The organism is Caproicibacter sp. (assembly GCF_046707225.1).
In the GTDB taxonomy this organism is placed as follows: Bacteria; Bacillota; Clostridia; order Oscillospirales; family Acutalibacteraceae; genus Caproicibacter.
The window spans coordinates 1-20,643 of the sequence record NZ_JBJKOP010000047.1; the positions used below are offsets into that span (position 1 = coordinate 1).

Genomic DNA, 20,643 nt, shown 5'->3' on the forward strand with positions numbered 1-20,643 from the left:
GAGCGAATCTATACCGCCAATCCGGGCGGCCTCGCTCCCGCTATGTACCCTCAGGCCGCCAGAGGTCTGGCTGCTTAACCAACAGTTTTTGGGTGTTTAGGTTCTGCACCATTCTTGACTTTTCCAGAAATAGAAATCTCCTTAATCGACAAATGCGTTTTATTTTATGTAAATAATACTAAAATTAGGGCAATATGTTTAAAAACGATTGACAAATCCAAATTGATGAGGTAGGATGAATTTGCGTTCGAGGTAGGATAAATTTTAGCTAACAAAATGAAGAATAAAACCTGAATAAATCAGGCTTTTTTTTCAGGCTTTTTATTTACCGGTTTCGTATAACGGTTAACAAGTAAAATCACTATTATTTTATTGTTATATTGGTACATCATTACAAGTTCCTTGCCCATCGCTTGCAGGATGTTTGCTCAAACCAATATTGTTGCCAACATGCTTTTCGGTTCCATTTCAGGTTCCGGTGTTTGCCGCCGTAGCGGCTATGGGCGGCATTTTAGGACCGCTCGAAGAAAAAGAAGGTTATTCCAAGTAGTTTTTGCGGATGTAAATATCGCTTCCAGCCCGACCGGCATGGATGATTCCCCCCAACAACCGGATGATGTTTATTCAGCTGTCGTCGCCGGTTCCGTGTCAATTGCCGCCGTGTTCATGGCAGGCTATATTCCCGGTATTTTATGGGGCATTGGCTGCATGATCCTGTTTGCCTTTATGGCAAAGAAACGCGCCTATGCTAGTTATGAACGTCATTAGGCAGAATTCCGCGTTGTCATTCCGATTGACGTCGGTTACCTTGCAAAATAAAGCTTGAAAGGAAGCTGAAAAATGGATAAAATTGATGGGAAGGGTTTTGGCTTCGAAGTTGATCACATCGGCATTAACCAGGACAACGAAGAGGAGGCAAAGAAAATCGCACAGTTGCTCTGCGATCTTTTCGGATTTGAGAGTCGGAATACCCCGGGTTCCATTTTTGTTAACGAGCAATTTGAAATCATGAAAACGAAATTTCTGGGTCGATATGGGCATATTGCAATCCGTACAACCGATATTAACCGTGCGAAGGAGTATCTGGAATCCAAGGGAATCGCATTCAATGAAGAGTCTGCAAATTGCGATGAAAAAGGCAATCTGGGCGCTATTTACTTTCGGGATGAAATCGCGGGGTTTGCCTTTCATCTGTTGCAGAAAAAATAAACAGGTTCGAAATTTCGAATCGGAAAAGGAGTTACTATGGATATTCGGTATTCTGCCAATCAGCGTGATTTTAAACGCTATACCACCGAGGAGATCCGTCGGGAATTCCTGATAGAAAACCTCTATTGTGCGGATGAAGTGGTTGCTGTTTACTCCCATGTGGACAGAATGGTCACATTGGGCTGCATGCCTGTAAACGAAACGGTTTCTATTGACAAAGGCATTGATTGCTGGAAAGATTTTGGAACGCATTATTTTCTTGAACGCCGTGAAATCGGGATCTTCAATATCGGTGGCCCTGGTGAAATCACTGCGGATGAAGCCAGCTACCCTATGGAATTTGAGGATTGCCTCTATGTGACCATGGGAACCAAAAAAGTAACCTTTAAAAGCAAAGACCCTCAGAAACCTGCAAAATTCTATATGGTATCCGCACCGGCTCATAAGTCCTGTAAAACTACTTTTATCTCTATTGCGGATGCAAATAAGCGTCCGGTCGGTTCTTCTGAAACCAGCAATAAGCGGGTCATCAACCAGTTTATTCATCCTGATGTCCTTGAGACCTGTCAACTTTCCATGGGGCTTACTTGCTTGGACTCGGGGAGTGTTTGGAATACCATGCCAGCGCATACCCACGAACGCCGCATGGAGGTTTACACTTACTTCAATATTCCGAAAGGTAACGTCGTATTTCATATGATGGGTGAAGGCAAAGAAACAAGGCACATCGTAATGCAGAATGAACAGGCTGTTATCAGCCCTTCCTGGAGCATCCACGCAGGCTGCGGAACGACTAATTATCATTTTATCTGGGCCATGGGCGGAGAAAACAAGGCTTTTGACGACATGGATGAAATCCCGATTCAGGAAATGCGCTGAGGCTGCAATTCGGTTGAAAAGAAAGAAGGTATTACCATGGTTGATAACAACAGTTTTCGTTTGGATGGAAAAGTTGCCCTTATCACCGGTGCCTCTTATGGAATTGGCTTCGCCATTGCCTGCGCATATGCCAACATGGGAGCTACAATTGTTTTTAACGATATTAAGCAGGAACTGGTAGAGAAAGGCCTTGATTCCTATCAAAAGCTGGGAATTAAGGCTCACGGTTATGTGTGCGATGTTACAAATGAAGCTCAGGTTCAAGAACTGATCAAGAGAATCACGGATGAGATTGGCGTGATCGACATCTTAGTGAATAACGCCGGGATTATTAAACGAATCCCGATGCTTGACATGACTGCCGATGAGTTCCGACAGGTTGTGGATGTTGATCTGAACGCACCTTTCATTGTTTCCAAAGCGGTAATCCCAGGAATGATCAAAAAAGGTCATGGAAAGATTATTAATATATGCTCCATGATGAGTGAATTGGGCCGTGAGACGGTTTCCGCATATGCGGCTGCCAAAGGCGGCCTGAAAATGCTGACAAGAAACATCTGCTCGGAATACGGCGAACACAATATCCAGTGCAACGGCATTGGACCCGGTTATATTGCAACGCCGCAGACCGCTCCCCTGCGTGAGCGCCAGCCCGATGGCTCTCGCCATCCTTTCGATCAGTTTATCGTTGCCAAAACTCCAGCTGCAAGATGGGGCACAACCGATGACCTGATGGGACCGGCTGTATTTCTTGCCAGCGAAGCTTCCAATTTTGTCAACGGCCATGTGCTTTACGTTGACGGTGGTATTCTGGCTTATATTGGAAAACAGCCATAATATGATATGTTAAGGAGAATTCTTCCATGAAGAATAAAATCATGCTGGTCGGGGAACCGATGGGTCTGTTCATCGCTGAAGAAGAGGCCCTCCTTGAAGATGTTCGCCACTACTCCACCTCCGTGGCCGGCGCCGAATTTAATGTAGCCGTCGGATTGGCCCGCCTGGGTCATCCGGTTGGCTACCTGACCAAACTTGGCAGCGATCCGTTTGGTCGCCAGATCGTCAAAGTAATGAATCGTAATTCCATTAACACTTCCATGGTGATGAAAAGCGAGGACCATGCAACCGGATTTATGCTGAAAAGCAAAACAAGCCACGGTGATCCGGATATTTATTACTATCGGAAAAATTCCGCTGCTTCCACGATTTGTCCAGAGGATCTGAATGGGCTTGACCTTTCAGAATATTGTGCATTGCATATGACCGGCATCCTTCCCGCGCTTTCATCTTCCGCACGGGAAAGTGCCTTTGAATTAATCCGGAAGGCGAAGAATGAGGGCCTTAAGGTCTTCTTTGACCCAAATTTAAGGCCTCAGCTCTGGCCAAGCCGTGAGGTTATGATTCAAACGATTAATGAACTTGCGTCGATGGCAGATTATGTATTGCCGGGTGAAAACGAGGGCGAAATCCTTTGCGGAACCAGAGACCCGAAGAAAATCGCAGAATTTTACTTATCGCGTGGTGCAAGGGCCGTGATTGTAAAGATCGGTCCCAAGGGCGCTTATGCTGCAACTGAAAAGAACAGTTTCTACTCCCCTACTTATCCTGCTGAAAAAATCGTAGATACGGTTGGTGCCGGAGACGGATTTGCGGCGGGTGTTATCAGTGCGTTGACAGAGGGACTGTCTCTCGATGAAGCTGTGCGGCGCGCGAACGCGATTGGGACCATTCAGATTATGAATATTAGCGATAATGAAGGCCTTCCCACTCGCGACGAGTTGAATCGGTTCATGACGAATTATCAGCAGCAAGCTGAGTAAGGAGAAATTCTGGATGATTGATATGACTCAGATGTTATATAAAATCGGAATTATTCCGGTTATCAAGATGGATTGTATTGAGCATGCTGTTCCGTTAGCGAAAGCCCTGAAGAACGGCGGTCTGCCTGCCGCGGAGGTCACGTTTCGAAGTGATTCGGCCGCGGATTCTATCCGTGCAATCACAGAGGAAGTCCCGGAGCTTTTTGTATGCGCCGGAACAGTTTTGACGGTACAAAATGCAGAACTAGCGGTTGAAGCCGGCGCCAAGGCAATTATAAGCCCCGGTACCAATCTCAGCGTTGTTCGCTGGTGTATTGAAAACAAAATTCCTGTTTTTCCAGGCTGTGCCACACCTACGGAAGTGGAAGCATGTATGCGTGAAGGGCTTTCGGTGGTTAAATTGTTTCCGGCGGAAGTTGTCGGCGGCATTGCTATGTTGAAGGCCCTTTCAGGGCCTTATTCCGGAATGAAATTCATGCCGACAGGTGGAGTAAAGCCGGGGAATGTAAAAGAATATTTATCGCAGAAAAACGTACTTGCATGCGGCGGAACATGGATGGTACCGGAAAATCTGCTTACTGACGGAAAATTCGATGAGATCGAAGCTCTAACAAAAGAGGCTGCCAAACTTCGCGATGAAATTCGCTGAAATAAGGCATTGAGTAAAAAGCGAGGCACATAATCGGAGAAATACCGGTTATGTGCCTCGTTTTAATTTGCTTATTCAGCAATGAAACAACTGACGAATTTTACACTAGTTTACCTGTGAGAGTGATCCGATTATTCCCACTCAATCGTTGCCGGTGGCTTTGAAGTAATATCATAAACAATTCTGTTCACGTTTTTAACTTCATTAATGATGCGGCTGGAGGCCTGTTCAAGCACATCATAGGGAATTCTGGCCCAGTCCGCAGTCATGAAGTCTGAAGTGGTAACGCCTCTGAGAGCGATCGTATTGTCATAGGTGCGTCCGTCCCCCATGACGCCGACACTTTTGATTCCGGTTAATACCGCAAAGTACTGATTGATTTTCCGGTCAAGCCCTGCCTTTGCAATTTCATCGCGAAAAACGGCATCCGCATCTGTCAGTATAGAAAGTTTGTCCGCGGTCACCTCACCCATGATCCGGATGGCAAGTCCGGGGCCGGGGAACGGCTGACGCCACACGAGTGAATCAGGCAGTCCCAGTTCGGTGCCGACTCTTCTTACCTCATCTTTAAAAAGATAACGCAGCGGCTCCACAAGGCCCGTAAAGCCAATATCTTTCGGCAGTCCGCCGACATTGTGGTGACTTTTGATGACCGCCGCGTTCCCGGTTCCGCTTTCGACAACGTCAGGATAGATTGTTCCCTGGCAAAGAAATTCGACCTGTCCGATCTTTTTGGCCTCTTCTTCAAACACCCGAATGAATTCTTCCCCAATGATTTTACGTTTTTGCTCCGGCTCCGTAACACCGGAAAGACGAGCTAAAAAGCGGGCCTGTGCGTCGACACGAACCAGATTCATATCAAACTGGCTGCGGAATACTCGCTCAACTTCTTCTGCTTCCCCCTTGCGCAAAAGGCCATGGTCGACGAAAATACAGGTAAGCTGTTTGCCAACCGCACGATGCACCAGTGCGGCAGCCACGGAGGAATCTACGCCGCCGGAAAGTGCGCAAATAACCCTTTTCTCCCCGATCGTTTTCTTCATCTGTTCCACCGAAGTCTGGATAAAAGAATCCATTTTCCAATCGCCGGTGCATCCGCAGATTTCATACAGAAAATTATGAAGAATCTCCTGACCGTGAAGCGTATGTTCTACTTCAGGATGAAATTGTGTGGCGTAAAGCTTTTTCTCCGTATTCTGCATAGAGACAACCGGGCAGGTAGAGCTGACCGCCGTAATCTGGAAGCCGACCGGTGGAGTTTTAATATATACGGTGTGGCTCATCCAGCAAACCGAGTTCCGGTCGATTCCCTGAAAAATAGGAGATTCCGCAGTGATTTGAAATTCTGTTTTGCCGTATTCCCGAATAGCAGCGCTGTCAACTTCCCCTCCGAGTGAAAACGCCATCAGTTGAGCGCCGTAGCAAATGCCTAGAATCGGAATCCCAAGGTCAAAAATCTTCTTATCACATTTGGGAGCTTGATCATCATAAACAGTATCCGGTCCACCGGAAAATATAATTCCATGATAGCCGGAAGAAGCGATTTCATCCGCGGAAGTTTGATAGGACTTAATTTCACAGTATACATTCAGATCGCGCACCCTGCGTGCAATCAACTGACTGTACTGCCCCCCGAAATCCAGAATTAAGACTGCCTCGTTTTGTTTCATACTGTTTTTCTCCTTATATAACGGTGACTGATTTGAACAATTACACGGTCTATCAGTATTGCAGATTTTCGAAAAGCAATATCATAAGCTAACAACTGCAGCGGAAAGAACGCAAGACGGTGGCAAGGTTTCAGGAAATAGGATAGGTTTCTTTACGAATTGCATTACCGTCCAGATCATAGAATTTAATTTCTCCCTTTGCAACAACGGCAATCTCATTTTCATTCAAATAATAAACATCTCGCGTTCTGGATAAAACAGCCGGAATATCGGAAGTGACAAAGTTCTCATTTTTGCCGATTCCCACAATCATTGGACTGTTTTTGCAAACCGCAATGATATGATCGGGTAAGTTTCTGCAAAGAATAGCAAGCGCGTAAGAGCCCTCAATTTTCTGTATCGTTTTAGAGACTGCTTCCAAAACACTCTCTTCATAATAAAATTCAAGTAGCTGGGCTACTACTTCCGTATCCGTATCGGAAATAAAATGGAATCCCATATAGATCAAAGAATCCTTCAGGGTTCGGTAATTTTCTATAATACCATTATGAACAACGGCAAACATCTCGGAACCACTGAACTGAGGATGAGCGTTGACATCCAGCGGTTCGCCATGTGTCGCACAACGAGTGTGGCCGATTCCAACAGTCCCCTTGAGATCACCGAATTTATGAATCTTATCCTTCAGATCCCTCAGCTTGCCCTTTGTTTTTACTACTTTGAGAGAAGCGCCGTCAACCACGGCCATGCCGGAGGAATCGTAACCCCGATCCTCCAATTTTTCCAGCCCCTGGAGAAGAATTGGGGCGGCCTGTTCTCTGCCGGTATATCCGAAGATACCGCACATTGGGTTTCCCCTCTTTCAGACGCTGAAATCAGGTAAATCCAAAACGCCGGCAGGCGCGCTGCTTTACAGCAGGAAGCCGAACCGGCCGTTTCAGATTTCTGTTTAAGCTGTACTTTGAAACTTTACCGATAAAGAATATCCTCTCTGGAAGGACCGTTTGAGACCATGTGAATCGGAATCCCGATTTCCTTTTCCGCAAATTCAACATATTTGCGTGCGTTTTCGGGAAGAGCCTCGTATTTTTTAATTCCGCGGATATCGCATTTCCAACCGGGAAGTTTTTTCAGAACCGGTTTGCAGCGTTTCAGCTCCGCTGTTGTGGGGAAATAATCTATTGTTTTTCCGTCAAGTTCATAAGCGACGCAAACAGGAATTTCATCCAGATATCCCAATGCGTCCAAAACGGTGAACGCGACAGAAGTGGCACCTTGTACGCGGCACCCGTAGCGGGATGCGACCAGATCCAGCCAACCCATTCTGCGGGGACGCCCTGTGGTCGCACCGAATTCTCCGCCGTCTCCCCCTCTGCGGCGCAGCTCGTCGGCTTCGTCGCCGAATATCTCACTGACAAATTCTCCCGCGCCAACCGCGCTGGAATACGCCTTGACGACCGTGATAATATTTTTAATCTCGTAGGGGGGAAGCCCCGCGCCGACCGCGCCGTAGGCGGCAAGCGTATGAGAGGAGGTAACCATCGGGTAAATTCCAAAATCCGGGTCTTTCAATGCCCCAAGCTGGCCTTCCAGAAGAATATTCTTTCCCTCTCGGACTGCGTTGTAAAGAAAATCAAAAGTATCGGCCACATAGGGGGCCAGCATCTCTTTATATTTCAGAAGCTGCTGTAGAATCGCGTCCACCGTAAGTTTGGGCTGATGATATAAATATTCGTAATAGACATTTTTCAGGGTCGCAATCCGCTCTGCTTTTTCTTCCAAATACGCCTGATCGCCGAACAGTTCACTGATCTGAAAGCCGATTTTAGCGAATTTATCGGAATAGAACGGTGCGATTCCGGATCTTGTGGAACCAAATGAACGGGAGGAGAGCCTCGCCTCCTCAAAAGAATCCAACTGAATGTGATAAGGCATGACAAGCTGCGCACGGTTTGAAACCATAATCTTTGGTTTGGGTACCCCGCGTTCCTCTAGGGATTGCAGTTCGGCGATAAACTTCTCTGCGCTCAGGGCTACGCCGTTCCCAATGATGTTTGTCGTGTGGTTATAAAAAACGCCGGACGGAAGCTGATGGAGGGCAAATTTGCCATAGTGGTTAATGATGGTGTGGCCGGCATTGCTACCGCCCTGAAAACGGATCACAATATCGGATTTGGCGGCTTCCACATCCGTGATTTTTCCTTTTCCCTCGTCGCCCCAGTTGGCACCAACAATAGCTGTAATCATTTTGAATCACTCCGCCGCGCCGCTACGGAAAGTACATACTGCCCTGCGGCAGGATTTAGGCAGCATTGCAACAACCTATTAATCATATCATAAAATGATGGGAAAAACAATTTAAACGTTAATATCCGGTTTCGTTTCTTTCACCAGAAGATATTGTTTCAGAATCGGCTGTACAATATTACAGATAAAGTCTTCCGTCTGTTCGGGAGCTCTGCCGACAAAACGCTCCGGACTGACGACGCGGTCCAGTTCTTCCCTGGTAACACCGAAAACCGGGTCGTTTGCGATCCGGTCCAGCAGATCGTTTTCTCCGCCCTCTTCTTTTATTAGCCGTGAAGCGGCCATGGAATGCACACGAATTCTTTCGTGAAGCTGCTGACGGTCCGCTCCGCGTTTCACTGCGTCCATCATAATATTCTCCGTGGCCATAAACGGAAGTTCTCTGCTCAAATGCTGAAGAATCACCTTGGGATAAACAACCAGACCGTCTGAAACATTTTCATAGAGGTTCAGAATTCCATCAACCGCCAGAAATGCCTCCGGAACACTGATCCTTTTGTTCGCTGAATCGTCCAGTGTGCGTTCAAACCACTGCGTCGCCTCGGTAATGCAGGGATTCAGGCTGTCGACAATCACATAGCGGGCCAGCGACGCAATTCTCTCACTTCGCATCGGATTGCGCTTATAGGCCATGGCGGAGGAACCAATCTGATTTTTCTCGAACGGTTCTTCAACTTCCTTCAGATGCTGCAACAGACGAATATCGTTGGAAAACTTTGCGGCACTCTGGGCAATTCCGCTTAACACGGAAAGGGTGCGGCTGTCAAGTTTTCTGGTGTAGGTCTGTCCGGAAACAGCGAAACACGACGGATAACCCATTTTTTCGGCAATCAGGTCGTCGAGACGTTTTACCTTTTCATGGTTGCCGTCGAACAGCTCCAGAAAGCTGGCCTGCGTTCCGGTCGTTCCTTTGGAACCAAGCAGCTTTGCCTGCGAAAGCAGATATTCTACATCGTCCAGGTCTATGAGCAGATCCTGAATCCAGAGGGTTGCGCGTTTCCCGACCGTTGTGGGCTGGGCCGGCTGAAAATGGGTAAACGCCAGAGTCGGCAGATCTTTATATTCCATAGCGAATCTGGAGAGAATACGGACTGTACCGACCAGCTTGTCCCTGATTAAACGGAGCGCCTCCGTCATGACGATGAGATCCGTGTTATCGCCTACATAGCAGGAAGTGGCACCCAGATGGATAATCGGTTTTGCTTTCGGGCACTGTTCCCCATAAGCATAGACGTGGGACATAACGTCGTGACGAACGATTTTTTCACGTTCCCGTGCCACTTCGTAATTAATATCGTCCTGATGGGTGATCATTTCGTCGATTTGTTCCTGAGTAATATTCAAGCCGAGCTCACGTTCCGCCTGAGCAAGGGCGATCCAGAGCTTTCGCCAGGTACGGAATTTTTTATCCGGAGAAAACAGGTAGCTCATTTCGCTGCTTGCATACCGGGTAGAAAGCGGCGTTTCATAGGTGTTTTTCAATCTTTGGGCCTCCAAGCAGATTACAGCCGTTTGATCGGCATGCAGTAATCATAATTTTTCTGGGCAACCAGGTAGTCCGGAATTTCAGCCGGATATTTTCCGGAGAAGCAGGCGTCGCAGGTACCGCTGCATCCGGCCCCTGAGACATCCAGCATTTTTGGCAGATTTTCAAGTTTCAGAAAATCGATTGAGTCGGCAAAACTCATTTTGCCGATTTCTTCAATGCTGTGCTGACAAGCAATTAAATCATCTTTTGAAGGAATATCGGTTCCATAGTAGCAGGGCCATAAAAACGGAGGGGAACTGATTCTGAGATGGACCTCCTTCGCTCCGGCTTCTTTCAGCATGGAAACGATTCGCGCGCTTGTCGTGCCGCGTACAATCGAATCATCAAGCATGACGACTCGCTTTCCCTTTACTGCGGTATGAAGAGAATTCAGCTTGATTCTCACGCTGGTTTCGCGTTCCGATTGACTTGGTTTGATAAATGTCCGCCCGATATAACTGTTCTTCACAATTCCCTTCTGATAGGGAATTCCTGATTCTTCGCTGTAACCGATTGCGGCGTCGATTCCGGACTCCGGAACGCCGATAACAATATCCGCGTCAACCGGATTTTGACGGGCCAACAGGCGTCCTGCTTTTTTCCGTGCCTCATAAACGCTGATTCCGTCGATGACGCTGTCTGTTCTGGCAAAATAAATGTATTCAAAAACGCAGAGCGATTTCTTTTCTGTTACTTCATCGCGAATGGAACGCAGACCGTTTTCATCCGCCACAACAATCTCGCCGGGCAGCACGTCCCGGACAAATTCCGCACCGCAGGCGTCAAGCGCGCAGGTTTCAGACGCAAAGACATAGGAGTTGTTGATTTTGCCAATGCAAAGCGGCCGGAATCCGTGAACATCCCGCACGCCAATCAGCTTCTGCGGGCTCATCATCACCATGGAATAAGAGCCGTGTACCTTTTTCACGGCGCGGCGAACAGCTTCCTCAATGGAAGGAGCCTCGACCCGTTCGCGTGCGATCATGTAGGCGAATACTTCCGTATCGATTGTAGTCTGAAAGATACTGCCCTGTTTTGCGAGCAGCTGGTGCAGCTCGAATGCGTTCGTCAAATTTCCGTTGTGTGCAATCGCAAGAGTTCCCTTGATATAACGCATCACAAGCGGCTGAGCGTTTTCCCTTACGCTTGCGCCCGCGGTGGAATACCGGACGTGCCCCACGGACATCTGTCCCCTGAGTCTGTCTAGAATTTCGTGGCTAAACACTTCCGTGACCAGTCCCATGTCCTTATAATAGGAAATAACTCCCCTGTCGTTCACCGCGATGCCGCAGCTTTCCTGCCCCCTGTGCTGCAGAGCGAGAAGCCCGTTATATGCAGCATAGGAGGGGTCCAGCGTGCCGTCGGAATAAACGCCGAACACACCGCATTCCTCATGCGGATGTCCGTAATCAGGTTCCGAGACAGAACAATTCAAAAGATCACCATCCATTCCTTTATAAACCGATTCTTCCCATGACCTCTTGGTATGCTTCTTCTACTCCGCCCATGTCGCGGCGGAAACGGTCTTTATCCAGCTTTTCATGCGTGTTTACGTCCCAGAAACGGCAGGTGTCCGGAGAGATCTCATCCGCCAGCAGAATTTCTCCGTGATAGCGTCCGAATTCAAGTTTGAAATCAATCAGTTCAATATTAACAGAACGGAAAAAGTCGCAGAGAATCTCGTTGACTTTCAGCGCCATGGACGAAATTTTATCAATCTCCTTCTTTGTCGCGTAACCGACGGCCAGAGCATGGCTTTCGTTAATCATAGGATCGTCGAGTTCATCACATTTGTAGCTGAATTCCAGGACGGGGCAAAGAAGCTCGGTCCCTTCTTTTAAGCCAAGGCGTTTTGCCATGCTTCCGGCAGCCTTGTTTCGAACAATCACTTCCAGAGGAACAATCTCCACTTTTTTGACCAGTGTTTCGCGATCGCTGAGCTGTTCCATGAGATGTGTTGGAATTCCCTTTGATTCCAACAGTTTGAATAGGTAATTTGACATTTTATTGTTTACAACGCCCTTGCCGATAATTGTTCCCTTTTTCTGACCATTGAACGCGGTCGCGTCGTCCTTGTAATCGACAATGCAAAGATCTGCGTCGTCGGTTGCGAAAACCTTTTTGGCTTTTCCTTCGTAGAGCTGTTCCATTTTTTTCATTTTTATTATCCTCCAGACGTTATATGAAATTCAAAAAAGTTGAAACTTTTGTGATATCGATGACCGAAAGATTCATACTGTCCGCATGAAGAGCACAGTTTAAAAACGCGTTGGCCGTATCAAGGGAGGTCAAGCACGGGATGCCGGCTTCCACGGCGTTCCGGCGGATAATATATCCGTCGCGTTTATGCTCATCCACTTTTGACGGAGTATTGATGACCAGGTCGATTTCCCCGGAAATGATATGGTCCAGAATATCCGGCTTTCCCGCTCCGATTTTTTTGGTTCGAATCGTTGGGATTCCATGGTCGTTCAAAAAGTCGGACGTTCCCTTTGTAGAGTATATTTTCCAGCCGAGATCATACAGCCCGCCGGCGATTGGAAGCATTTCTTCCTTGTCGCCGTCCTTGACGGTGAGGATGACATGTCCCTTTTGAATCATATGCACTCCGGCGCCGTAGAAAGCCTTAATCAGCGCTTCATCATAGGTGCGCGCAATGCCGAGGACCTCGCCGGTCGACTTCATTTCAGGTCCGAGGTTGACATCCTGCCCATACAGCTTTTCAAATGAGAACACCGGCATTTTAATGGCCACCAGATCCCGTTCGTGCTGAAGTCCGTAATGATACCCCATATCGGGGAGCTTCTTTCCAAAGAAAGTTCCGACTGCCAGCGGTACGATCGGAATTCCAGTAACCTTGCTGATATAAGGAACCGTCCGGGAGGAACGAGGATTGGCCTCGATCACATAAACCTCATGGTCCTTGACAATATACTGAACATTCAAAAGGCCAATCACGTTCAGGGACTTTGCCAGGCGGCGGGTATATTCCACAATTTTATTCTGCATCTCTTTTTCAACACCGATGGCCGGATAAACCGAGATGCTGTCGCCGGAATGGATACCGGCGCGTTCAATATGCTGCATGATTCCGGGAATGACGGAATCGGTGCCGTCGCAAACAGCGTCAACCTCAACTTCAATTCCCATAATATATTTGTCGACCAGAATCGGATGTTCCTGCGCCACACGGTTAATGATGCCGATCTGCTGAATCACGTCCTCGTCGGAGTAAGCAATCTGCATTCCCTGCCCGCCTAAAACATAGGAGGGCCGAACCAATACCGGGTACCCCAGTTCCCGCGCGGCCGCGATCGCTTCGTCACAGGTGAATACCGTTCTGCCTTCCGCGCGCGGAATGCTGCACTGATTCAGAATGGCGTCGAACCGTTCGCGATCCTCCGCGGCGTCGATGCTGTCATAATTGGTGCCCAGCAGAGGAATGCCCATACTTTCAATCGCCTGCGCCAGTTTAATCGCGGTCTGGCCACCGAATTGAACGACCGCACCGTCCGGTTTTTCCAGCATGACGATATGAAGAACGTCTTCCTCCGTCAGCGGCTCGAAATAAAGCTTATCGGCAACATCAAAGTCCGTGCTGACGGTTTCCGGATTGTTGTTTACGATAATCGTCTCATAGCCCAGTTCCTTCAGTGCCCAAACGCTGTGTACGGAGCAGAAATCGAATTCGATCCCCTGCCCGATTCGAATCGGACCGGAACCGATTACCAGTATCTTTTTCCGTTCCTTCTGCGGAACGGATTCGTTCCCGGTTCCATAGCTGGAATAGTAATAGGGGGTTTCCGCGTCAAACTCGGCGGCACAGGTATCGACCATTTTATAAACGGGGCGGATCTTCCATTCTTTTTCAAACGAACGAATTTCTTCAACGCTTTTGCCGCACAGTTCAGAAATAGTTTTATCCATAAACTCATATTTTTTGGCTTTTAAAAGCAGGCTGTAATCCAGTTCCTTCTGAGTGAGTTCTTTTTCTACCTGGATGATGTTATAAAACTTCTGTAAAAACCAACGGTCAATTTTTGTAATATCAAAGATATGGTCAAAGGAAACACCGCGCCGCAGCGCTTCCGCGACCGCCCACATACGGCGATCGTCAACGACATGCAGCCTCTTTTCCAGTTCCGGGTCCGAGAGCGCGGCGAAGGAAGAATCCATCAGGCTGTAAACATTTTGTTCCAAACAGCGGATCGCCTTCATCAGCGCGGCTTCAAAGTCCGGCGCAATGCCCATAACTTCACCGGTGGCTTTCATCTGTGTCCCAAGAATCCGTTTGGCAAAAACGAACTTGTCGAAAGGCCAGCGTGGAATTTTCACAACACAGTAATCCAGTGTCGGTTCAAAGCAGGCAAACGTTTTTTTCGTAATCGCGTTCGGTATTTCATCCAACGTATAGCCGAGCGCGATTTTTGAAGCCACCTTCGCGATGGGATAGCCGGTCGCCTTGGATGCCAGAGCGGAAGAGCGGCTGACGCGGGGGTTTACCTCAATGACCACATATTCAAAGCTGTCTGGATTTAATGCGAACTGGACGTTACAGCCGCCTTCCACTTTCAGCTCTCGGATAATGGAGAGCGCTGCGCTGCGAAGCATCTGAAGCTCCTTGTCCGCAAGCGTCTGGCAGGGAGCGACAACGATGGAATCACCGGTATGCACGCCGACCGGGTCGATGTTTTCCATGTTGCAGACCGTGATGCAGTTGTCGTTTTTATCCCGCATCACTTCATATTCGATTTCTTTCCAGCCTGCGATGCAGCGTTCAATCAAAACCTGATGGACGCGGCTTCTGTGCAGACCGACCGTTGCGATATTGATCAGCTCTTCTTCGTTCGCCGCAATGCCGCCGCCGGTTCCTCCCAGAGTGTATGCGGGGCGCACGACAACCGGGTACCCGATCTTCTGTGCGGCATTCAGGCATTCTTCCATATTTTCCGCGATAGAGCTTTCCGCCATCGGCTGGCGGATGCGTTCCATGGCCTCTTTAAACAGTTCGCGGTCTTCCGCCATACGAATCGTGTTGGCATCCGTGCCGATCATTTCCACGTGATTCTGTTTCAGAAAACCGGATTCTTCCAGCTCAACCGCCAGATTCAGCGCATTTTGTCCTCCCAGAGTCGGAAGAATGCTGTCGGGATTCTCTTTCAGAATCACTTTTTTGATGGTTTCAATCGTCAGCGGTTCAATATAAACCTTGTCCGCGATCTGCCTGTCCGTCATAATTGTCGCGGGATTCGAGTTAATCAGGACAACTTCTATCCCCTCTTCGCGAAGCGCGCGGCAGGCCTGCGTGCCTGCATAGTCAAATTCCGCGGCCTGACCGATAATGATTGGCCCGGAACCGATAATCACGACCCTTTTAATATTTTGTCTCTTGCTCAAAGACGGCTCCCTCCCATCAGGGTGATAAACTTATCAAAAAGAAAACCGGTGTCGAGAGGACCCGGTGAGGCCTCCGGATGAAACTGCACGGAAAACACTTTACCGCTTTTATAAGTTAATCCCTCAATGCTGCCATCGTTCATACTGATGAAACGAATGTCCGCAACTGAAGGATCAATTGTGTCGCCATTCACCACATAGCCGTGGTTCTGGGAAGTGATAAAGACCCTGTTTTCCGAAAGATCCTTGACAGGGTGATTAATTCCTCTATGGCCGTATTTTAATTTATAAGTATCGAATCCCATGGCAAGCGCCATCAGCTGATGTCCGAGACAGATTGCGAAAGTGGGAATCCCGTATGAGTATACTTTTTTGAGTTCAGAAATAGATTTTTTGCAGTCCTTCGGATCTCCCGGACCGTTCGTCAGCATAATTCCATCAGGATTAAATTCCATCATTTCTTCGAAAGAAGTATCGTATGAAAAACGCTTTACCGTACATCCGCGTTTTACAAGGGAACGAATAATGTTATTCTTCACTCCATAATCGGGCAACGCAACGCGAATCGGCCCATCGCCGTAAACAGAGCTCTCTTTACAGCTGACAATCGGAACAGTCGGATTCAGAGTAAAGGACTGAATTTCATTTTTCATCCGGTCTGTGTCAATAGGATCCCCGTAAGCAATCATCCCCCGCATTGTTCCGCTTTCACGCAGTACCTTTGTCAGAGTTCTTGTGTCAATGTTCTGCAAGCCGGGAATATGGTTGTTCTTTAGAAATGTGTTCAGGTCAACGTCACAGCGGAAGTTGCTCGGTGCTTCGGAAAGAGTGTGAACAATATAAGCGGAGACCCAAGGCCTTACGGATTCCATGTCGTCGTAGCAGACCCCGTAATTTCCAATCAGGGGGTATGCCATCACAACGCCCTGCCCGGCATAGGACGGATCTGTCAAGAGTTCTGGATAACCGCACATTGCGCTGTTGAAAACGACTTCACAGAGGGTATCGTGTTCGTCGCCAAAACCCAATCCCTCAAAAGTCATGCCATTTTCAAGCATCAGCAGTGCTTTCATTCTATCACCAACCATTTCTTAATATCTGTTTTCAATGTTCCGATTCTTTAGGTGGCGGAAAAGGACTTGATAATTCGCTTAACGGCTTCCTTCGTGTTTTCTGTCGTGTTAAAGCTGGTCAGTCGGAAATACCCCTCGCCTGCCTGTCCAAAACCGGAGCCTGGCGTTCCTACGACATTTGCTTTTTCCAGAAGCAGATCGAAGAACTCCCAGGAAGAAAGGCCTTCCGGTGTTTTCAGCCAGATATACGGCGAATTGACTCCGCCGTACACTTCAAATCCAGCCTGAGCCAGACCGTTCAGGATAATTTTTGCGTTACTTTGATAGTAGGCGATATTTTCGCGGACTTCGCACTTTCCCTTTTCGGAATAGATCGCTTCCGCTCCGCGCTGTACTATATAGGAAACACCGTTCATTTTCGTTGATTGGCGGCGTCCCCAGAGGCGATTTAAAGAAATTCCGTTAAAGGCAAGCTCTTTCGGTATCACCGTGAACGCGCAGCGAACCCCGGTAAATCCGGCCGTTTTGGAAAAGCTGCGGAATTCGATCGCACATTTTTTGGCGCCTTCAATTTCATAAATACTGTGGGGCATTTCCGGGTCCGTGATAAATGCTTCGTAAGCAGCGTCATACAGGATGACGGAATGATGTTCCAAAGCATAGTCGACCCATCTTTTCAGTTCATCCTTGTGAATTCCAATCCCGGTTGGGTTGTTTGGAAAGCAAAGGTATATCATATCCGCGTTTTCTTCCGGCAGCTCCGGCAGAAATCCGTTTTCTTTTTTACAAGGCATATAAATGATTTTGCTCCAACCGGCATCGGCCGAATAATCCCCCGCTCGTCCCGCCATGACATTCGTGTCAACATAAACGGGATAAACCGGATCACAGACCGCTACGGTATTCTCACGGTCGAAGATATCACCGATATTTCCCGTATCAGATTTTGCACCGTCACTGACAAAAATTTCGTCGGGGTCTATCTTGATCCCTTTGCCTTGGTAATCATTCTTGCAGATTGCATCTCTTAAGAATAAATATCCAGCCTCGGGGCCATATCCGCGAAAGGTGGACGAGCTCCCCATTTCCTCTGCGGCGTCTTTCATTGCCTGTATGACAGAATTTGGCAGAGGTCTGGTTACATCGCCGATTCCAAGGCGGAGGACTTCCTTTTCAGGATGTTGCTGCGAAAAAAGTTGCACTTTTTTCGCAATATCAACAAAGAGATAGCTTGCGGGCAGCTTTACAAAATTCTCATTAATTTTTAGCAAAATCAGCCATTCCTTTCACAAGCGATTCATAATATACATTCCAAATGAATATTATATCATATTTCTACCGTTCCGTCAAAGACAAATTTCGCTGGTCCCTTCATGAAAATTACATCGGTATTGCTGTCCCAGCGGATGGATAAATCCCCGCCTTTCAAATGAATTTTTACCTTGCGTTCAGCAAACTGATTCCATGCGGCGGCACATGCGACTGCACAGGCGCCGGTTCCGCAGGCAAGGGTTTCGCCGGAACCGCGCTCCCAGACCCGCATTCTCAATTCATTCTTTCCCAAAACCTGTACGAACTCCGTATTGACCCGGTCTGGAAACATTGGGTCGTTCTCGAATAAAGGCCCGATTTCTTCTAATTGAAAGGAATCAACGTCGTCGACAAAAACAACACAGTGGGGATTCCCCATGGAAACGCATGTGATTCGGTACTTTTTCCCGCCAACGATAACCGGTTCGTTCAAAACATGGTCTTTTGAAAAAAGCACGGGCACATCGGAAGCTTTCCTGACCGGTTTTCCCATATTGACTTCAACCGCTGCCACCTTCTCACCGTCGAGATCCAAATGCAATGTTTTAACGCCGCTAAGCGTCTCCACTGTGAGTATATCCTTTTTTGAAATGCCGCGTTCATAAACATATTTTCCGACACAGCGAATGCCGTTTCCGCACATTTTTCCACGGGAACCGTCGGCGTTGTACATATCCATCTTGCAGTCGGCGGCCAAAGAGGGCTGAATTAAAATAATGCCGTCGGAGCCAACGCCAAAATGGCGGTCGCTCAATTTGACGGCAATTTCCGAAGGATTCTCAATTTTCTCTTCAAAACAGTTTATATAGATATAATCGTTGCCGATCCCCTGCATTTTTGTAAAATTCATCTGCAGTCCTCCTTATGAATTCAAGATAATCAAGGCTGTCTCGACCATCTTTTTCCCGGTATCCATACTTTTCTTCTGCATAAAACGATGTGCCTGCGGCTCGGTAAAGTTATTTCGTTCGATCAACAGATCCTTTGCGTTTTTAATCAGTTGCTTTTCGTCGAAATTTCCTGCCGCCAGTTTCTTTTTGATATTGAGTGAAGTATAGTCCGAAAGATTTAAAAACATATTCACGGTGGAAATCAGATTTACCCTGTTGATTGGAAGCATCAAAGTAGCCTGTTCCAATGATTCGCTCATGGAAGCGAGCTGCGAACTGACCAGAAAAAGAAAATCATACGAGGTACCCGCTACGCGAGGAAGATTTACGGCAGGCATATCTCTCAGTTTTACACTGCATACCACAACGCCGCCGTGATAATGCTTACTGGTAAATTCCATCACTTGAGCACCGGTTGTACAGACGCCGCCCACATATAAGCCGCTTGATCGAAGGACCGACGCTATTTTTTTCGCATAATCCGGATTCGAATTCGCTACGACAATGCTGCTCATAGTTAACAACTCCGTAGGGGTAGGATGTGGTGCTTGAATCTAGAGGCGGTTTAAGTAACGGCGCAGTTCCCATTCTGTTACCGAAGTAGAATATTGGCGCCATTCTTCTTCTTTTGCTTCCACATATTTATGAAACACAAGATCGCCAAGAACCTCTTTTACAAAAGGATCGCTTTTCATATACTGAACTGCTTCTCCAAGATCTGCCGGCAAAACATCCGTGTTTTTCTGAATATCCTCAAAAGATTCCCCAGAAGCGATGGATGGAGGCGGAAGCAGGTCGCGGTTTATTCCATCCATACCGGCGGAAAGAAGCAATGCAAAAGACAGATATGGATTGCATGTTGGGTCGGGACTTCTCAAATCGATCCGGGTACTCTTTCCACGTGAAGCGGGAAGCCGAATCAAGGTGCCCCTGCGATTTGAGGACCACCCGACCAAACTGGGAGCTTCTTCCCCACCCGGAATCATTCTTTTATAAGAATTAACCAATGGGTTTGTTACAGCGCAGATGCTTTTGATATGCAGCAGCAGGCCGGCGATAAAATTCAAAGCAATATGACTGAGCCCGTTCTGTGAGGACTCGTCATAAAAAGCATTTTGACCATCCCGAAACAGCGAAAGATTAATATGCATTCCTGAACCGGCACGCCCGAAAACAGGTTTGGGCATGAAAGTGGCGTAAAGTCCATTCTCATTTGCACAGGATTTAACCACCATTTTAAATGTGACAAAGCGGTCCGCGGCAGTCAGGGCCTCCGCATATTTAAAGTCAATCTCGTGCTGCCCGAACGCGGCCTCGTGATGAGACGCTTCAATTTCATATCCCATTTGCTCAAGGTTCAGGCAGATATCGCGCCTTGCGTTTTCGCCCTGATCCGAAGGACCAAGATCGAAATATCCGGCGGTATCATTTGTTTCGGTTGTCGGGTGACCTAATTCATCCGTCTGGAACAGATAGAATTCACACTCCGTTCCAACATAAAAAGTAAAGCCCTGACCGGCGGCCTTTTTCAACGCGCGTTTCAGTACGTGCCTGGGATCACCCGCATATGGAGTCCCGTCCGGCAGGGTAATTTCACAAATCAGCCGTGCGGCTTGACCGCTTTGCGTATTCCATGGGTAAATCAGAAAAGTGTCCGGATCAGGATGCAAATACATGTCCGATTCCTGAATTCGAACAAAACCCTCCATGGAAGAACCGTCAAACATGCATTTATTATGGAAAGCCTTTTCAATTTGATCGGCAGAAACGGTTACATTTTTAAAAGATCCCGGAATATCGGTAAACTGAAGGCTCAAAAAATCGGTATGATTTTCGTTCAAAACGCGGATTATATCATTTTTTTCCATGTGTGCCGTCATCACCCCTTCCAAAGACCCAAAGTATAGGAC

General features: G+C 47.6%; 18 protein-coding genes. 6 read left to right on the plus strand and 12 right to left on the minus strand.

Going from position 1 to position 20,643, the window contains the following annotated elements; translation table 11 throughout:
* The first annotated feature begins 420 nt into the window (after positions 1-420).
* The 6 genes from ACLQ3M_RS13145 (at position 421) to eda (ending at position 4,557) form a co-directional block, all read left to right on the plus strand.
* Positions 421-768: a TRAP transporter large permease subunit gene (locus ACLQ3M_RS13145; protein WP_411678144.1), complete on the plus strand. Its 348-nt coding sequence runs from the start codon at positions 421-423 to the stop codon at positions 766-768.
* A gap of 72 nt (positions 769-840) precedes the next feature.
* Positions 841-1,209 (plus strand): hypothetical protein, encoded by a 369-nt coding sequence (locus ACLQ3M_RS13150; protein WP_411678145.1) that lies wholly within the window; start codon positions 841-843, stop codon positions 1,207-1,209.
* Between the two features lie 36 nt (positions 1,210-1,245).
* Positions 1,246-2,088 (plus strand): 5-dehydro-4-deoxy-D-glucuronate isomerase, encoded by an 843-nt coding sequence (kduI, locus tag ACLQ3M_RS13155; protein ID WP_411678146.1) that lies wholly within the window; start codon positions 1,246-1,248, stop codon positions 2,086-2,088.
* 36 nt (positions 2,089-2,124) lie between these two features.
* Positions 2,125-2,925 (plus strand): gluconate 5-dehydrogenase, encoded by an 801-nt coding sequence (locus tag ACLQ3M_RS13160; RefSeq protein WP_411678147.1) that lies wholly within the window; start codon positions 2,125-2,127, stop codon positions 2,923-2,925.
* Positions 2,926-2,951: 26 nt separating this feature from the next.
* The gene (locus ACLQ3M_RS13165; protein WP_411678148.1) at positions 2,952-3,908 is read left to right on the plus strand and encodes a sugar kinase; all 957 of its coding nucleotides are present in this window, start codon (positions 2,952-2,954) and stop codon (positions 3,906-3,908) included.
* 22 nt (positions 3,909-3,930) lie between these two features.
* On the plus strand, positions 3,931-4,557 hold the full coding sequence (eda, locus tag ACLQ3M_RS13170) for a bifunctional 4-hydroxy-2-oxoglutarate aldolase/2-dehydro-3-deoxy-phosphogluconate aldolase (RefSeq protein WP_411678208.1): 627 nt from the start codon (positions 3,931-3,933) through the stop codon (positions 4,555-4,557).
* Positions 4,558-4,688: 131 nt separating this feature from the next.
* Here the strand turns inward: eda and guaA are convergent, their stop codons facing one another.
* The 12 genes from guaA to glnA form a co-directional block, all read right to left on the minus strand.
* The gene (guaA, locus tag ACLQ3M_RS13175; RefSeq protein WP_411678149.1) at positions 4,689-6,227 is read right to left on the minus strand and encodes a glutamine-hydrolyzing GMP synthase; all 1,539 of its coding nucleotides are present in this window, start codon (positions 6,225-6,227) and stop codon (positions 4,689-4,691) included.
* Positions 6,228-6,357: 130 nt separating this feature from the next.
* Positions 6,358-6,975, minus strand: coding sequence for a hypothetical protein (locus ACLQ3M_RS13180; RefSeq protein WP_411678150.1), 618 nt, complete (start codon positions 6,973-6,975; stop codon positions 6,358-6,360).
* Between the two features lie 221 nt (positions 6,976-7,196).
* Complete coding sequence (locus tag ACLQ3M_RS13185; protein WP_411678151.1) at positions 7,197-8,474, minus strand: adenylosuccinate synthase; 1,278 nt, start codon at positions 8,472-8,474, stop codon at positions 7,197-7,199.
* A 111-nt stretch (positions 8,475-8,585) separates the two neighbouring features.
* Entirely contained in the window at positions 8,586-10,016 is a 1,431-nt protein-coding gene (gene purB / locus ACLQ3M_RS13190) for an adenylosuccinate lyase (protein ID WP_411678152.1), read from the minus strand.
* A 20-nt stretch (positions 10,017-10,036) separates the two neighbouring features.
* Positions 10,037-11,512 carry an amidophosphoribosyltransferase gene (gene purF / locus ACLQ3M_RS13195; protein ID WP_411678153.1) on the minus strand — a complete coding sequence of 492 codons (1,476 nt, stop codon included), beginning with the start codon at positions 11,510-11,512 and terminating at the stop codon, positions 10,037-10,039.
* Between the two features lie 4 nt (positions 11,513-11,516).
* The gene (purC, locus tag ACLQ3M_RS13200) at positions 11,517-12,221 is read right to left on the minus strand and encodes a phosphoribosylaminoimidazolesuccinocarboxamide synthase (RefSeq protein ID WP_411678154.1); all 705 of its coding nucleotides are present in this window, start codon (positions 12,219-12,221) and stop codon (positions 11,517-11,519) included.
* Between the two features lie 19 nt (positions 12,222-12,240).
* Positions 12,241-15,459: a carbamoyl-phosphate synthase large subunit gene (carB, locus tag ACLQ3M_RS13205; protein ID WP_411678155.1), complete on the minus strand. Its 3,219-nt coding sequence runs from the start codon at positions 15,457-15,459 to the stop codon at positions 12,241-12,243.
* A complete protein-coding gene (locus tag ACLQ3M_RS13210; protein ID WP_411678156.1) occupies positions 15,456-16,532 on the minus strand; it encodes a carbamoyl phosphate synthase small subunit in 1,077 nt (358 codons plus the stop codon). Before ACLQ3M_RS13210 ends, carB begins: the two co-directional genes overlap by 4 nt.
* A gap of 47 nt (positions 16,533-16,579) precedes the next feature.
* Positions 16,580-17,803, minus strand: coding sequence for an LL-diaminopimelate aminotransferase (locus ACLQ3M_RS13215; RefSeq protein ID WP_411678157.1), 1,224 nt, complete (start codon positions 17,801-17,803; stop codon positions 16,580-16,582).
* Between the two features lie 56 nt (positions 17,804-17,859).
* Complete coding sequence (gene dapF, locus ACLQ3M_RS13220) at positions 17,860-18,693, minus strand: diaminopimelate epimerase (RefSeq protein WP_411678158.1); 834 nt, start codon at positions 18,691-18,693, stop codon at positions 17,860-17,862.
* Positions 18,694-18,705: 12 nt separating this feature from the next.
* A complete protein-coding gene (locus ACLQ3M_RS13225; RefSeq protein WP_411678159.1) occupies positions 18,706-19,248 on the minus strand; it encodes an ANTAR domain-containing response regulator in 543 nt (180 codons plus the stop codon).
* A gap of 39 nt (positions 19,249-19,287) precedes the next feature.
* On the minus strand, positions 19,288-20,601 hold the full coding sequence (gene glnA / locus ACLQ3M_RS13230; protein WP_411678160.1) for a type I glutamate--ammonia ligase: 1,314 nt from the start codon (positions 20,599-20,601) through the stop codon (positions 19,288-19,290).
* Between the last annotated feature and the right edge of the window lie 42 nt (positions 20,602-20,643).